The following is a 13319-nucleotide window of genomic DNA, read 5'->3' as shown; positions in this document are numbered from 1 at the left end:
TGCTCGATGATGCCCAGGGCCTGCTGGCCCACAAAGCACTCGGCAGGGTAGAAGCTCTCGATCTCGTCGCTCAGAAGGTTGGACCGATAGGTGCCGTTGCGCGTCTGCTCAACGGCAAAGTTGATGTGGCCGGAGAGGGAGACGACGAGGTTTTGCCCCAGCTTTTGGCCCGTGGCAGCAGAGGCCACGTCTACGATCTGCCCCGCAACCTCGATGCGAGTGAAGGGAATCTCGGAGAAGAGCGCCTGCAACCGGCGGTTTGCCCCATCACCCCGGGCAGAGTAGACGCGGCGGACCAGCCTCTCATACAAGAGACTCCCGACCTTGTTGGCGTATCCCAGACCCTTGCCCGTAACGATGACCTCTTCGCCCGACTCGTCGACGGCGATGGCAACGTTGTCGTTCAAGATTATCTTAAGCCCAAAGAGCGCGGCGCCCGTCCCATCTGATCTCGCTTGCCTACATAGAATGGGGCAGAACCACAGAGGCTATATGCCAAAGGGGCGATAGCCAATGCAAGTTCTGCCCCAACGACTCAAATTGGGTAGCAGGCTTAAGTTGCGCAGATGAACTCTATCAGAAGGGATCCCGGCTCTTCCCAAGTTGTGAGGGAGAATCACGAGGAGCGGGGGAGATGGTCGTCACGCGCCCGCGAGCGGCATCACGAATCTCGCCGTTTTTGATCGAAGAATGAACGTCGTCAAGCCCACCGCAGTCCCCATAACACTGCCGTGTTGAGGAGGGGACTGCGGCTTGGCATGCGACATTGCTAGCGTACGGAGCCGGGGCGGTAGAGCACGTGGCGCACGCCGTCGTCATCGACGAACACCGTTGCCTCCACGTCGTAGAGCTTGCGAATGAGCGCCGGCGTGATGACCTCCTCGGGCACGCCGCTCGTCACCACCTCACCGTCCTTGATGGCGAACAGCTCGTCGCAGTACATGGCACCGATGTTGAGGTCGTGCACCGCGCAGATCACCGTGCGGTCGAGCGCCCTCACGATGTCCATGAGCTCGAGCTGGTACTTGATGTCGAGGTGGTTGGTGGGCTCGTCGAGGATGAGGCAGGGCGTCTGCTGTGCGAGGGCACGAGCCAGGATCACGCGCTGCTGCTCGCCGCCCGAAAGCGTCGAGAAGCCGCGCGTGGCGAAGTCCTGCATCCCCACCATGCGCAGAGCGTCTGCCACGACCTCGTAGTCGTGCGCATTGTCGCGCTCCACGCTGCGTTTGTGTGGCGAGCGACCCATGAGCACCACGTCGCGCACGGAGAACTCGAAGTTGTAGTAGTTGTGCTGCGCGAGCACCGCCACGCGCTGGGCGCTCTCCCGCACCGAATAGTCAGAAAGCCGCTGGTCACCGAGGTACACGGCACCACCCGTCGGAGCCAGCACGCGATAGATGCACTTGAGCAGCGTCGACTTGCCGCTACCGTTGGGGCCGATGAGACCCACGACCTTGTGCGCACCCGCGTCGAGATTGACCCCCTTGAGGATCTGCGTGCCACCGAGCTTGGCCTTCACGTCTTCGGCGCGAATCTCCATAGGCTCCATCGGGCACGCAAGGGCCGCGGGCACGCTAGCTCCCGCGGGACGGGCGTCACGTCGCGCGGTCGCAGTGGCGACATCGCGGGGATCGTCCGATGCGGGCGTTCCAGCCGTTGCGGTGCTGGATTCGTCCGCCGCGGACACCTGCGTCTTTTCCTCCGCCATCACTCGCCACCCCCAAAGCCATACGTGCGCCTCAGCATCAGGTACACGAACGCCGGCGCACCCACGAAGGCCGTGAGGATACCGATGGGGATCTCGTGCTGGGGAATGACCACGCGGCACAGCACGTCTGCCCACAGCAGGAAGATGGCTCCCACGAGGGCAGCGAGGGGAATGAGCTTCTTGTGGTCGGTGCCAAACAGGATGCGCACGATGTGCGGCACCACGAGACCCACGAAGCCAATGATGCCGGCAGCATACACGGCGAAGCCCACAAGCAGCGAGGCCACCGCAAGGTAGACGATGCGCCGACGCGAAAGGTCGGTGCCCAGTGTCACAGCCGTCTCGTCCCCGAGTAGCATCATGTTGAGCGCGCGGTACTGCGACCAGAAGAACACGGCACCCACGAGGGCGATGGCGAGAACGAGCTGGTTGGTGCCCCACTCGGCACCCGCGAGGCTGCCCATCGTCCAGCGCACCACGGCGGCCACGGCGTCACTGTTCTTGTTGACCACGAACAGCAGGAAGTTCGACACGGCGCCGCAGATGGCCGAGAGGGCCGTGCCAGCGAGCACGAGCTTGATGCTGCTCGAGCGTCCGCCTACGTTGGCCATGCCCACCACGGCCATCGATGCGAGGAACGCGCCGAGGAACGCCATGATCCCCTCGTAGCCATCGCCGAACGCGACGCCCACACCCAGAAGGATCGCGAGCGTGGCACCAAGCTCAGCGCCAGAGGAGACGCCAAGGATGTAGGGGTCGGCAAGCGGGTTCTTCACCACGGCCTGCATGACGCAGCCCACCACGGCAAGCGCTATGCCAATGGCGATCGCCAGGACGAGGCGCGGGAGGCGAACCTGCCACACGATGTCACCCATGGTGGTTCCATCGCCGTACAGGCTCGGATCACCAATACCAAACAGGTGGAAGGCGATCACGCGGTAGACGTCGCCCACCGACAGGCCAACCGAACCGATGGTCACAGCCCACAGCAGCGACAGGATGAGCAACGCGAGGAGCACCACGGCAGCCACCCACCACACCTGCTTGCCGCGAACCACTCCGTTCTTCAAGTCCATGGTCGTATCCAAACCGAAGGCACGCAAGGCGAGCGTGGGCATCCCTTGGGGCGCCCACGCTCGCCGGCATGCAGATGGTGATAATCCTTACTTCATATCAGGATAGAGCGCCTGGTAGAAGTCGCGTAGGCCGTCGATGGTGTGCAGGCCGCTGCAGTAGATGCCTGTGAGCGCCACGGGGAACACCTTGTTGTTCTTCACGGCGTCGAGGCTCTTGAACTTGTCGTTCTCCGTAATGTCGGTCACACAGGTGGTGGCGTCGCGGAAGCCGTCATACCACACCATGAACACGGCGTCGGGGTTGGCAGCGAGCAGGTCCTCGGCGCTGATGTTCGCGGTGCTCGCGCCCTTGCCCACGGCCAGGGTGGCGCCGGCCTCCTCGGCCACGTTGCCGCCAAGCGTCAGCTCACTGTAGACGCGGTAGCTGTCGTCCTCGTTCTCAAGCACGGCCACCGTGGGGTGGTTGCTCTGCGCCTTGGCGTAGTCCTGGACCTTCTTGACCTCGTCGAGCATCTTGTCGACGAGCGCCTGTGCCTCGTCCTGCTTGTCGAAGACCTGGCCGAGCAGCAGGATGTCCTGGAACTCATCGTAGATGGTCTGGTGGTAGGTGCCCGTCTTGCCGCGGCAGGCGCTGTTGCGCGACATGTAGGTGCCGCAGCTGCGGTTATGCCAGAAGTCGACATCACCCAGAAAGTCATCGGCAAAGGTGCTGTACCACGCCGTGATGAAGTCGGGGTTGACGCCGATGACGTCCTCCTTGCTGGGTTGGCCGTCCTGGAATGGAATCTGGTCGAAGTCGGCCTTGAGATCTCCCAGGGCAGAGGGGTCATCCAGGCCATAGGCCATGACGATCTTATCCCTGAGGCCGAGGGCCAGCATCGTCTCGATGTTGTTCTGCTGCACGGCCATCACGCGCTCGGGAGCCTTGTCGATGGTGACCTCGACCGGCTCGCGGTTGTAGTTGTACGTGGTGTAGGTGAACGGGTAGGTGGTCTTGCCGCCGATGCGCTTGAGCGACGCCGCGTCGAGGATCTCATCGACACCCGAGGTGCCCGCGGTCGTGGCAGCCGCCTCGGTGGTCGCAGCCGCGGGAGCCTGCTGGCCACCGCAGCCGGCAAGGCCGCCGATGCCAAGCATGCCGACGAGGGCTGCTGCACCGCCAATAAAGCTGCGACGGCTGATGGAGTTCGATGCGTTGGAACGAGCGTGCTGGTTCATGGTCACTCCTGATGCAAAAAGATGGCCTGCGCATGTCGGCAGCATGTCGGTCTACCGACAGCTTTGTACGGCAGGCATCATGCCACCAAGGAGCTTCCGGGTTCTTTATGGCGGTCTTTCTGTGCCATTTTTTACCCCTAGAGAGCCATATTCGACTAAATAATAACTGAAACGTGAATTGATGCCCATGGGGGTATATGCATATGATTCACGTCATCTCTGGTACCCCTCACAACATTTACGCCGTGACGGGGACTCTAGCCTGCTGTGGAGCAACGCGACGCGAGCATCGCTGGATGGCAGCCGGGCGGGCGCCAAGGCTCGCCTGGGCTGACAACGCGCTTGGGCCGGCTGCCCGCCCGGGCCAGCAGGCCCTGGGCATCATCGAGCAGGAGCCGGGCGTGACGCTCGACCCCTCCGAGGCGGCTTCCATTGCCCCTCGCATCATCGACAATTCTGAGAGGGGCGGGGCGGCCATCGATGACGCCCGGATCTTCCGGGGCGCCGAGGGGATGGTGGGGATCATCCAGCGCGAGCTCGGCATGGCGGCCTCCAAAGACGCGTCCCGCGGCGCCCGCTCCCCGCGCGGCCTGTGGCGACGCCCTCTCCCCGCGCGCCCTGGCCGGCTAGTGGCACCGGCCCCCGCCGCGTTCCTCGGCGAACTCGCTGATGGGGATGCACCCGCGGTCGGTGAGCAGCCCGATCACGAAGGCCTCGCTGCCCGAGTGCGCCTTGCCGTCGCCGTCCTCCCAGGTAGCCCGCGTGATGCGCGTGGGGCGGGTCGTGCCGCCCCCCGTCGATGTGGCGGTTGCCGATGAGGCCGTTCTGGTCGTCGGAGGGGTCGTAGGGCACAAACCCCCGGTGCGCCTCGAGGGCAAGGCGCCCCCCACCGCCTCGACCGCCGCGGCACCCTGCCGTGCCCGCTCGCCCTCGTACCGCGGGTTCGTGGCGTAGGGGCCCAGGCACACGAGCGCGCCCAGGATGCACGCGCCCACGAAGACGCCCTTCCGCCTGGTCCGCTCGTCCATGGCAAAGCCCCGGTACTCGCCGCGCAGCGTCATGTGGCGGCGAAAGGGCGCGAGGCCGTTCCGGGCGGCCGAAAACGCGAGGACCGAGGACGCCGCCACGATGGCGAAGCCCGACGACGCCGTGTTCGCGTCGACGTAGATGGTGTTGGCGCTGCCTGCCAGCCCGTAGCTCATGCGCCCCTCCGCGCTCCCGCCCGGAGACAAACTCGGCGTACCATGGAGGGCAGGCTTCTGCCGCGCCACGGCCCGGCCGCCCCAGCTCCCGGCATCATGCGCAGCGACCTGCTCGTGATCAACAAGATCGACTTTACGCCGTACGTGGGTGCGTCGCTCGAGATGAAGGAGCGCGACAACCGCCGCATGCGCAGGTCGCGGCCCTTCGTCTTCGCCGACATCCGTGAGGGGCGCGGCATGGACGAGGTCATCGCGTGGATCAAGAAGAACGCGCTGTTCGAGGGCCTCGAGTAGTGGCGGGGGGGGGCAGGCCGAGAGGGGCGCGGGCCTGGACGCGGGCGCCGTGGGCAGGGGTGCCGTTGCGGATGCCGCTTCTGACCAGGGCTCCGTTGCCGCCATGGCTCCCGCGCAAGGCGCCGCCAAACAGTTAGGCCGCACCTCCGAGCTGCGGCTTGTTGCCGAACGGCGCGGGGCCGCCACCGTGCTCGCCGATGAGTACTACACGACGCCCCTCAAGGTCATGCGGCCCTTTCCCGTGCGACGCGCCACCCTCACGCGGGCGGGCGCGGGCAGCTGTGACGAGGCGCCGATGATGCCCGTCTGCTCGCGCAGGTAGTCGCGGGCGGCGGCGAAGGCCGCGTCATCGATTCCCAGGTTCACGAGGACGAGGTTAGCGAGGTGCGTGAACCCCTCGTAGAGCCCCCATCCCCTCCATGTCCATGGGCGCAAGCTCGGGGGCGCACGAGCCCTGCGGCTCGTAGAGCGTGTTGTCGAGGTAGACCGGCGCGCCCGGCACGCGCACGAGCACGTGGTTGCGGTAGCTCCGATACTGGATGCGCTCGCCTCGAGCCACGTGCCCGCACTAGAGAACCTCCTCGTAGGCGAGGCGCGCTATGGCGTCGGCGAGGTCGACCACCGTCGTGGCGACAAACGCCGAGCCCGCAAAGGGAATCTGCGGCTGGGGCGTGTAGTCGAGGTAGCCCCCGGAGCCAACCGCCAGCCGCGTGACGCGCCGGGCCGAGCGCTCGCCCTCCATGCGGTGCACCTTCTCGAAGGCCTGCGTGGTCACCTGGAGCGCCGCGCCCTCGCCCACGGTGACGTCAATGCGCTGGTCGTCGCCGGTCGTGAGCCGCGCGATGCGGTCCCGCTCCTCGTCAGTCAGCTCCACGTCCCCGAACGTCGCCGATGCGAGGTCGCTGCAGCCGTCAGGGAGGTACCACGCCTCCGCCGCAAGCCCGATGACGGCGTCAACGTCGTCGGTGAGCCTGTCGAAGGTGATACCGTCGTCGGCGTGCGTTGCCACGGTTCCCCCTGCGGATGCGTGCGGTCGGACAACACGACCGTATCATGCGGGCAGGCGGCCTCGTAAGGACGGGCGACCAGGACTCGGGCAGCGCGGTCAAAGCCGTTCTAGGCGTAGATGACCTCAAGCTCGGGATAGTCGCGCCGAAAGCGCGCGCGGGTCTCGGCGTCCACCTCGGAGTCGGTCACGAGAGTGTCAAGGGCGTCGATGCCCGTGACCCGCGCGAGCGCGTTCTTCCCGATCTTGCTCGAGTCAAGTAGCATGATGGCCTGGGTGGCGCTGTGCGCCAGCGCCCCTACCCAGTCGGCCTGCTCGCGGCGGTGCGCCGTCACGCCGCACTCGAACGAGAGGGCGTTGGCGCACAGAAACGCCGTGGGGATGTAGTAGTTCTCCAGCTGTCTGATGACGTCCGACCCCTGCGTGTAGTGATAGCCGTAGCGCAGCGTCCCGCCCAGCATGATGACGGTGCTGTCAACCAGCACGTCCTCTGCCGCCATTCCGACGAGCAGGTCGTTCGTGATGACCGTGAGGTCTGCCCTGCCCTTGAGCGCGCGCATGAGCTCGAGGCAGGTCGAGCCAGACTGCACGAAGATGACGTCGCCGTCCTTCACGAGCCTAGCCGCCGTGCGCCCGATGCGCACCTTCTGGTCGTGACGGATGTTGCGGGCCACGTCGAAGCGGTCTTCGACGTTCTCCTCTCGGGCGGGGATGGCACCGCCGTGCGTCCTGCGAAGCTTACCGAGCTTGTCAAGCGCCGCAATATCCTTTCGGATGGTTGTGGTTGAGACCCCGAGCGCTTCGCTGAGTTCCGAAACGCGAACAACCGAGTTCTGCTCGAGCATGGAAAGAATGGCTTCGCGCCTCTCTTCGAGATAGTATGAGCGTGAGGAATCGAAACTCGGTGTCATGATGCCTCCGTGCGGCGGGTGCTACCAATATATAGGGCGTGGCATCAGGAGATTCTTGCACTTAATCGAGCTGCAGGTCACCGATGCCGATTTATTACACATGGTAGACCTTACAGACCTCTACCTGCGGTATGACCGGGCGATCACCATTCATCCTCCAATACCTACCGCTCGTCCAATACGCCGCCATACGCCGCAACACAATGCGCATAATCAAAACGTCCATAGTTTCGATAGATTACGTTTATCCTCAACATGAAGCCTCAAAGCGAAAGGAAACAGAAGGATGCTCACCAATCTGCGTGACATCTGCTCCATCGCCGAGCAGAACAACATGGCCATCGCCGCCGTGAACTCCGCCAGCCTCGAGGCCGTCCGCGCCGCCATCGACGTGGCCGAGGAGACCGGCTATCCCATCATCATCCAGCACGCTGAGGCTCACGAGGGCGTCGTGCCCCTGAAGTACATTGGGCCCGCCGTCGTCGACCTTGCCGAGCGCTCCAGCGCCCACGTCTGCATCAACCTCGACCACTGTGAGGACCTCTCCTACGCGGCCCGCGCGCTGTCCCTAGGCTTCAACGGCGTCATGTTCGACGGCTCGTACCTGCCGTACGAGGAGAACGTCGAGTACTCCAGCCGTGCTGCCGAGATGTGCGCCGAGTACGGCGCAGGTCTCGAGTGCGAGCTGGGCTCCATGGGCTCGCGTGAGAGCGGCGAGACCGACGAGGGCGGCACTGCTGAGCAGGCCGGCGCCATCCACACCAATCCCGACCAAGCCAGCGAGTTCGTGCATGCCACGGGCCTCGACATCCTGGCCTGCTCCTTCGGCACGGTGCACGGCATCTACAAGGGCGAGCCGCACCTGCACTTCGACGTGCTCACCGAGATTCGTGACCGCGTGCTGCACCTGCCGCTCGTCATGCACGGCGGCTCGGGCGTCTCCGACTCCGACTACAAGAAGGCCATCGACGCCGGCATCCGCAAGATTAACTACTACACCTACGGCGCCAAGTACGCAGGCGAGGCCGTCGAGAAGGTCATCGCCGAGCACCAGGGCGAGGACGGCAAGCACATCGTCTACTGGCACGACATGACCGTCGCCGCCTACGAGAGCTTCCTCAGCACATTCGAGCACGTCGTGAAGGTCTTTGCCAACGGCGCAAAGCCGGTCGCGTAGCGGGGGCATGCCATGAAGAAGGTTCTCATCGCGTCCCACGGGCGCATCGCGAGCGGCTTCAAGAGCGCCATCGAGATTCTCAGGGTCAACGTGGGCGAGGCCACGGCCGTTGACTGCTACATCGACGACTCGGACTACACGCCCAAGCTCCAGGCCTTCATCGACTCGGTGGGCCCGGATGACGACGCAATCATCTTCACCGACCTCATCGGCGGAAGTGTCTGCAACAAGGTCATGACACTCAAGCCCGAGAAAAAGGGCATCCAGCACGTAGCGGGCGCCAACCTCATCACGATCATCGAGTGCCTGCTCACGGGAGAGAAGCTCACCGCCGAAAAGGTCGACGAAATCGTGGCGGGCGGCTCCTCCCAGATGCAGCGCGTCTCGGTGGGGCAGGCTGCGACCGACGACGGAGACGGTGACGACTTCTTCGGCTAGGTCGTCCTCGGAGCTTCGCGAGGTGTCCTGCCCCGGCAAAGCAAGCAAGGCGTCCTCGAAGGACGCTTGGAAGGAAGAGGTAAGCATGATTGTTCAGATTCGAGTCGACGACCGTCTCATCCATGGCCAGGTTGCGCTGATGTGGGGCAAAGAGCTCAACACCAAGGGCATCCTCGTCGCCAACGACCACGCCGCGGGTGACGAAACCCAGGCCGCCACGCTCAAGATGGCGTGCCCTGCCGACCAGAAGCTGCTCATCCGTACCGTCGACGAGGCCATCAAGGTCGCTGCCGACCCCCGCGGCAAGGACATGCGCATCTTCGGCCTCGTGGACAAGGTCCCCGATGCCCTCAAGATCGTCGAAGGCGCCCCGGGCGCCGTGGGCGCCGTGAACGTCGCCAACACCGGCCGCTTCGACCGTTCCGACGACACCGCCAAGGTCACCCTCGTGACCAACGTGATCCTCAACCCCTATGAGGTCGAGGCCACCAAGAAGCTCGTCGCCACGGGCGTGCCCGTCATCCACCAGGTTGGCGTGACCGACACGAAGACCAACGTGGCGGACCTCGTCGCCAAGCTTGGCTAGCTGGGCTTTCTGAGGGATCGGACGGCGGCGCCGCGCCCAAGCAAGGCGCCGCCGTCCGGGTCCCTCTGTTTAAGGGGCCGCGTCCCAGGGTGGCGCGGGCAGAAAGGGAAGGGAGCAAGACATGCTTGGACCTGCGCTTATAGCGCTCCTGGCAGCGTTCATCTGCTACTTCGTGCAGTGGACGTTCGGTCAGCCCATGATCGACCAGCCTCTGGGAGTCGGTCTGGTAGCGGGTATCCTGTTCGGAGACGTGACCACGGGCATCATCATCGGCGCCGCGCTGCAGGCGATCTTCATCGGCAGCGTCAACGTCGGCGGCGCCACCTCGGCCGAGCCGGTCTCAGGTACGGTCATAGCCATCTGCTTCGTCACCCAGATGGGCATGGAGCAGGGCCCGGCCATCACGCTGGCCGTCGCCGTCGCCATCGTCGCCAACATCTGGTACTCGCTGATCTTCAACGTGCTCATGTCCTTCTGGGCGCCGCTCATCGACAAGGCGGCCGCTAAGGGCAACAAGAGCGGTGTGTTCACCTGCCACTTCGCAGGCGCCGTCGTCATGAACCTCGCTTTCACGCTGCCGCTGTTCTTCGGCGTCCTCATCGGTGCCGAGCCGGTCGCGAACCTCGTGAACGTCATTCCGGCCACCGTCACCAACGGCTTCAACGCCGCTGCTGGCCTGCTTCCTGCCGTCGGTATGGCGCTGCTACTCCGCATGCTGTGGGATAACAAGATCGCCATCTACTTCCTGCTTGGCTTCGTGCTGTTCTCCTACCTCAGCATGCCGATGATCGCCGTTGCCGCCGTGGGCGCCGTCATCGTGGCCGTCACGGGCATCCGTGACATCCAGGAGCTTGACCTTGCCAACCAGATCAAGGCCCTTCGTGAGTCCGGCGTCTCCGGTGGCGCCACCTCCAAGGAGGAGCTTGAGGAGGAGGACTTCTTCGCATGAGTGCTGCAGAGACAAAGACCCCGGTCGCGGTAGAGGATCAGGCCGCCGAGAAGATCACCCTCTCTACCAAGGATTTGTCCGCTGAAGATCGCAAGATGCTACACGGCATCTTCTTCCACTCGTTCAACGTCTTCGCCATGTACTGCGGCGGCGCCCGCGCAGGTGCCTCCGGCTTCATGTGGTCGATCTGGCCGGCCGTCGAGCGCTTCTACCCGAAGCACGAGGACCGCGTCGACGCCATGACTCGCCACTCCACGTGGTACAACATCACCTCCAACGTGGGCACGTTCTGCATGGGCCTCGTGGCGGCCATGGAGAAGGAGAACGCTGAGAAGCCCGACTTCGACACCCACTCCATCGACGCCGTCAAGGCATCGCTCATGGGCCCGATGTCCGGCATCGGCGACGCCATCTTCTGGGGCGTCCTCCGTGTCATCGCCGCTTCCGTGGGCATGGCCCTGTGTGCCGACAACGGCACCATCCTCGGCCCCATCGTGTTCCTGCTCATCTACAACATCCCGTCGTGGCTGACGCGTTGGTACATGACGGTGCTGGGCTACCGCGTGGGCTCGAACTTCATCACAAAGCTGTATGAGTCCGGTCTCATGGCCGTCATCACCAAGCTCGCCGGCATCCTCGGCCTTCTCATGATCGGCGCCATGACCGCCAGCTCCGTGAAGTTCAGCACCATCGTGGCCATCCCGCTGGCCGAAGGCGACCCGGTCCAGATCCAGACCTACCTCGACACCATCTTCAAGGGTCTCGTGCCGATCCTCTACACGCTCGGCTGCCTCAAGCTCCTGAAGAAGAACGTGAGCGTCAACTGGCTCATCATCGGCACCATGGTGATTGGTCTCGCGCTTGGTCTGCTCGGCATCGAGTAGGCGCTTGACTCGGGGCTGGGCGGTCTGCGACCTGGCTTCGATTGGGAGCGGACGGCGTGCTGCGCATGAGCGCCGCACGCTACAAAGAAGGGGCCGCGTCGTCGCGGAAGCGTCGGCGCGGCCCCTTCTCACGTGCGCGGGCGCGCTTGGGTGCGGGCGCGCTCGACCCCGCGCCGGGGCGTAGCGAAATGCCGTGCGCGCCGCGCCAGGCTATGCTCGATGTGGCGGAACGTCTTGCTCGGCACCACGCCGGACCATGCTCGAAGAAAGGCACTGCACGCCCGGCACCTCCGTCGGGCGCGCCTGACGAAAACGGAGGTCCCATGAGTGAGTTCAGGTTTGGAACCATCGGCACGAGCATGATCTGCGACAACCTCTGCCACGCGCTTGAAGAGGTGGACAGAGCCAGGCTCTCCGTGGTCTTCTCGCGCCACGAGGACACTGCCCGCGCCTTTGCCGAGAAGCACGGGGCAGACCGCTACGTGACGTCGATCGACGAACTTGCCGCCGCCGACGTGGACGCCGTCTACATCGCGAGCCCCAACGGGCTGCACTTCCAGCAGGCGCTCGCTCTGGTCAAGGCGGGCAAGCATGTGCTGGTCGAGAAGCCCTTCTGCCCCAACGAGCGCCAGGCGGCGAAGCTGCTCTCGAGCGCCCGCGAGCGGGGCGTGGTCGCCATGGAGGCCATGCGTTCCATACACAACCCCGACGTCCGCAAGATTCATGAGCTCGTGGGGAAGATCGGGACACTGCGACGGGCGACGCTTCGTTACGGCAAGTACTCCTCGCGCTATGACGACCTGCTCGACGGCGCGCACACCAACATCTTTGACACGCGCATGGCGTCGGGCGGGCTCATGGATATCGGAATCTACGGCGCGGGCATGACGGCCTACCTGTTTGGCCGACCGCAGCGCGTGGTAAGCGTCGCCATCCCACTGCCGGCTGGGACGGAGCAGCTCACGAATGGCACGCTCGACGGAGCGGGCTGCTGCCTCACCGTCTACGAGAACGGCGCCGGTCGCCCGACGCACGTAGTCAACTTCGGCTGGACCAAGATTGCCAAGGACGAGCTCCCCAGCCAGATCGAGGGCGAGGCGGCCACCATCCTGTATGAGACGATGGACAAGCCGCGTTCCGGGCACGTCACCTGGCGCGGCAAGGCCGTGCGCAACGCCGGCGCGGACGCGGCCACGAGCATGGGCGACCGCGTGGAGGAGCTCGAGTTCGCCCCCGTCGCCAACGACATGGTCTACGAGCTCGGCGACTTCGTGCGACTCGTGGGCTCTGTCCCGACCGACGCCTCGGCCGCCGACGAGCTCGCCGCCTGGCAGCAGGCGACGCTCGACTCGCTGTTCATCACCGACCAGGTTCGCGCCCAGGCGGGCGTCGTCTTCCCCTCGGACGAGGCGTAGGCACGGCTCCGTAGCGCATGGCGCTTGAGCGTTGGGGGGGGTGCTTGGGTCGCGTTTGGGCCGCCAACATGTCCAAAACCCTCTCCAACTTGACGAAACAGGCCGCGTCCCGAACTTTGGTGTATGAGCACCGCGCGATGAAGCGCGGCCGCCCCCTTTGGAATCGCTATCACCATAACAGCCGGTTCTGAAGAAAGGACGGACGCCATGGACAATGCAACCGAAAACACCGCAGCGAACCGCGCCGTTTTCAGGGAGGGCGGCACCCTCGACCCGAACGTCACCGCCGCCGCGCCCCTCGGGGGCGCGGCGAACGCGGCAATGGACGGTCGGGCCTCCGGGCCGGGCGCCGTGCGCAACGGCCACCGCGAGCGCGCCCCCGACGCCCGCGTCGGGAGGGTCGCGCCGCGCATCCCGAAGCTCCGCGAGGGGGCGTGCCTCCCCGGCGCCATCGC

General features: G+C 65.0%; 16 protein-coding genes and 1 pseudogene. 8 read left to right on the top strand and 9 right to left on the bottom strand.

What is annotated here, in order from left to right; all coding sequences use genetic code 11:
• From EFAMC1_RS10330 to EFAMC1_RS10310, 5 genes are all read right to left on the bottom strand, one after another.
• Positions 1 to 407, bottom strand: a 407-nt coding sequence (locus EFAMC1_RS10330; protein ID WP_187324665.1) for a CAT RNA binding domain-containing protein, incomplete at its 3' end; no start/stop codon positions are given.
• A 362-nt stretch (positions 408 to 769) separates the two neighbouring features.
• Entirely contained in the window at positions 770 to 1573 is an 804-nt protein-coding gene (locus EFAMC1_RS10325; protein ID WP_222838711.1) for an ABC transporter ATP-binding protein, read from the bottom strand.
• Positions 1574 to 1707: 134 nt separating this feature from the next.
• Complete coding sequence (locus EFAMC1_RS10320) at positions 1708 to 2784, bottom strand: FecCD family ABC transporter permease (RefSeq protein ID WP_187324664.1); 1077 nt, start codon at positions 2782 to 2784, stop codon at positions 1708 to 1710.
• An 87-nt stretch (positions 2785 to 2871) separates the two neighbouring features.
• Positions 2872 to 4002, bottom strand: a complete 1131-nt coding sequence (locus EFAMC1_RS10315) for an ABC transporter substrate-binding protein (protein WP_187324663.1) — start codon at positions 4000 to 4002, stop codon at positions 2872 to 2874.
• Between the two features lie 626 nt (positions 4003 to 4628).
• Entirely contained in the window at positions 4629 to 5204 is a 576-nt protein-coding gene (locus EFAMC1_RS10310; RefSeq protein WP_154054187.1) for a hypothetical protein, read from the bottom strand.
• Positions 5205 to 5246: 42 nt separating this feature from the next.
• On the opposite strand from EFAMC1_RS10310, the gene EFAMC1_RS10305 reads away from it, so the two are divergent.
• Positions 5247 to 5498, top strand: a complete 252-nt coding sequence (locus tag EFAMC1_RS10305; RefSeq protein WP_154054186.1) for a hypothetical protein — start codon at positions 5247 to 5249, stop codon at positions 5496 to 5498.
• 204 nt (positions 5499 to 5702) lie between these two features.
• Here the strand turns inward: EFAMC1_RS10305 and EFAMC1_RS10300 are convergent, their stop codons facing one another.
• The 4 genes from EFAMC1_RS10300 to EFAMC1_RS10285 form a co-directional block, all read right to left on the bottom strand.
• Complete coding sequence (locus tag EFAMC1_RS10300) at positions 5703 to 5864, bottom strand: hypothetical protein (RefSeq protein ID WP_187324662.1); 162 nt, start codon at positions 5862 to 5864, stop codon at positions 5703 to 5705.
• Positions 5865 to 5874: 10 nt separating this feature from the next.
• Complete coding sequence (locus EFAMC1_RS10295; RefSeq protein ID WP_154054185.1) at positions 5875 to 6057, bottom strand: urease accessory protein UreD; 183 nt, start codon at positions 6055 to 6057, stop codon at positions 5875 to 5877.
• Positions 6058 to 6066: 9 nt separating this feature from the next.
• On the bottom strand, positions 6067 to 6507 hold the full coding sequence (locus tag EFAMC1_RS10290) for an urease accessory protein UreD (RefSeq protein WP_154054184.1): 441 nt from the start codon (positions 6505 to 6507) through the stop codon (positions 6067 to 6069).
• A gap of 107 nt (positions 6508 to 6614) precedes the next feature.
• A complete protein-coding gene (locus EFAMC1_RS10285) occupies positions 6615 to 7415 on the bottom strand; it encodes a DeoR/GlpR family DNA-binding transcription regulator (protein WP_154054183.1) in 801 nt (266 codons plus the stop codon).
• Positions 7416 to 7701: 286 nt separating this feature from the next.
• On the opposite strand from EFAMC1_RS10285, the gene EFAMC1_RS10280 reads away from it, so the two are divergent.
• From EFAMC1_RS10280 to EFAMC1_RS10250, 7 genes and pseudogenes are all read left to right on the top strand, one after another.
• Positions 7702 to 8592 carry a class II fructose-bisphosphate aldolase gene (locus tag EFAMC1_RS10280; protein ID WP_154054182.1) on the top strand — a complete coding sequence of 297 codons (891 nt, stop codon included), beginning with the start codon at positions 7702 to 7704 and terminating at the stop codon, positions 8590 to 8592.
• Positions 8593 to 8604: 12 nt separating this feature from the next.
• Positions 8605 to 9030, top strand: a complete 426-nt coding sequence (locus EFAMC1_RS10275; protein WP_154054181.1) for a PTS sugar transporter subunit IIA — start codon at positions 8605 to 8607, stop codon at positions 9028 to 9030.
• A gap of 85 nt (positions 9031 to 9115) precedes the next feature.
• Complete coding sequence (locus tag EFAMC1_RS10270) at positions 9116 to 9616, top strand: PTS system mannose/fructose/N-acetylgalactosamine-transporter subunit IIB (RefSeq protein WP_154054180.1); 501 nt, start codon at positions 9116 to 9118, stop codon at positions 9614 to 9616.
• A 121-nt stretch (positions 9617 to 9737) separates the two neighbouring features.
• Positions 9738 to 10565: a PTS mannose/fructose/sorbose/N-acetylgalactosamine transporter subunit IIC gene (locus EFAMC1_RS10265; RefSeq protein ID WP_154054179.1), complete on the top strand. Its 828-nt coding sequence runs from the start codon at positions 9738 to 9740 to the stop codon at positions 10563 to 10565.
• On the top strand, positions 10562 to 11449 hold the full coding sequence (locus tag EFAMC1_RS10260; protein WP_154054178.1) for a PTS system mannose/fructose/sorbose family transporter subunit IID: 888 nt from the start codon (positions 10562 to 10564) through the stop codon (positions 11447 to 11449). Before EFAMC1_RS10265 ends, EFAMC1_RS10260 begins: the two co-directional genes overlap by 4 nt.
• A gap of 323 nt (positions 11450 to 11772) precedes the next feature.
• Positions 11773 to 12864, top strand: coding sequence for a Gfo/Idh/MocA family protein (locus EFAMC1_RS10255; protein WP_187324660.1), 1092 nt, complete (start codon positions 11773 to 11775; stop codon positions 12862 to 12864).
• A gap of 207 nt (positions 12865 to 13071) precedes the next feature.
• Positions 13072 to 13319: pseudogene (locus EFAMC1_RS10250) on the top strand (hypothetical protein); the annotation flags it as partial.

This window comes from Olsenella uli (genome assembly GCF_901212675.1).
GTDB lineage: Bacteria > Actinomycetota > Coriobacteriia > Coriobacteriales > Atopobiaceae > Parolsenella > Parolsenella uli_B.
Note: the sequence above shows the minus strand (reverse complement) of the source record. Positions and strands in the feature narration are given on the sequence as shown.

Bases quoted from the DNA above. Each gene is read 5' to 3' on its own strand.
- EFAMC1_RS10320 (WP_187324664.1), bottom strand. From the start codon at position 2,784: ATGGACTTGAAGAACGGAGTGGTTCGCGGCAAGCAGGTGTGGTGGGTG.
- EFAMC1_RS10315 (WP_187324663.1), bottom strand. From the start codon at position 4,002: ATGAACCAGCACGCTCGTTCCAACGCATCGAACTCCATCAGCCGTCGC.
- EFAMC1_RS10310 (WP_154054187.1), bottom strand. From the start codon at position 5,204: ATGAGCTACGGGCTGGCAGGCAGCGCCAACACCATCTACGTCGACGCG.
- EFAMC1_RS10305 (WP_154054186.1), top strand. From the start codon at position 5,247: ATGGAGGGCAGGCTTCTGCCGCGCCACGGCCCGGCCGCCCCAGCTCCC.
- EFAMC1_RS10285 (WP_154054183.1), bottom strand. From the start codon at position 7,415: ATGACACCGAGTTTCGATTCCTCACGCTCATACTATCTCGAAGAGAGG.
- EFAMC1_RS10280 (WP_154054182.1), top strand. From the start codon at position 7,702: ATGCTCACCAATCTGCGTGACATCTGCTCCATCGCCGAGCAGAACAAC.
- EFAMC1_RS10275 (WP_154054181.1), top strand. From the start codon at position 8,605: ATGAAGAAGGTTCTCATCGCGTCCCACGGGCGCATCGCGAGCGGCTTC.
- EFAMC1_RS10270 (WP_154054180.1), top strand. From the start codon at position 9,116: ATGATTGTTCAGATTCGAGTCGACGACCGTCTCATCCATGGCCAGGTT.
- EFAMC1_RS10265 (WP_154054179.1), top strand. From the start codon at position 9,738: ATGCTTGGACCTGCGCTTATAGCGCTCCTGGCAGCGTTCATCTGCTAC.
- EFAMC1_RS10260 (WP_154054178.1), top strand. From the start codon at position 10,562: ATGAGTGCTGCAGAGACAAAGACCCCGGTCGCGGTAGAGGATCAGGCC.
- EFAMC1_RS10255 (WP_187324660.1), top strand. From the start codon at position 11,773: ATGAGTGAGTTCAGGTTTGGAACCATCGGCACGAGCATGATCTGCGAC.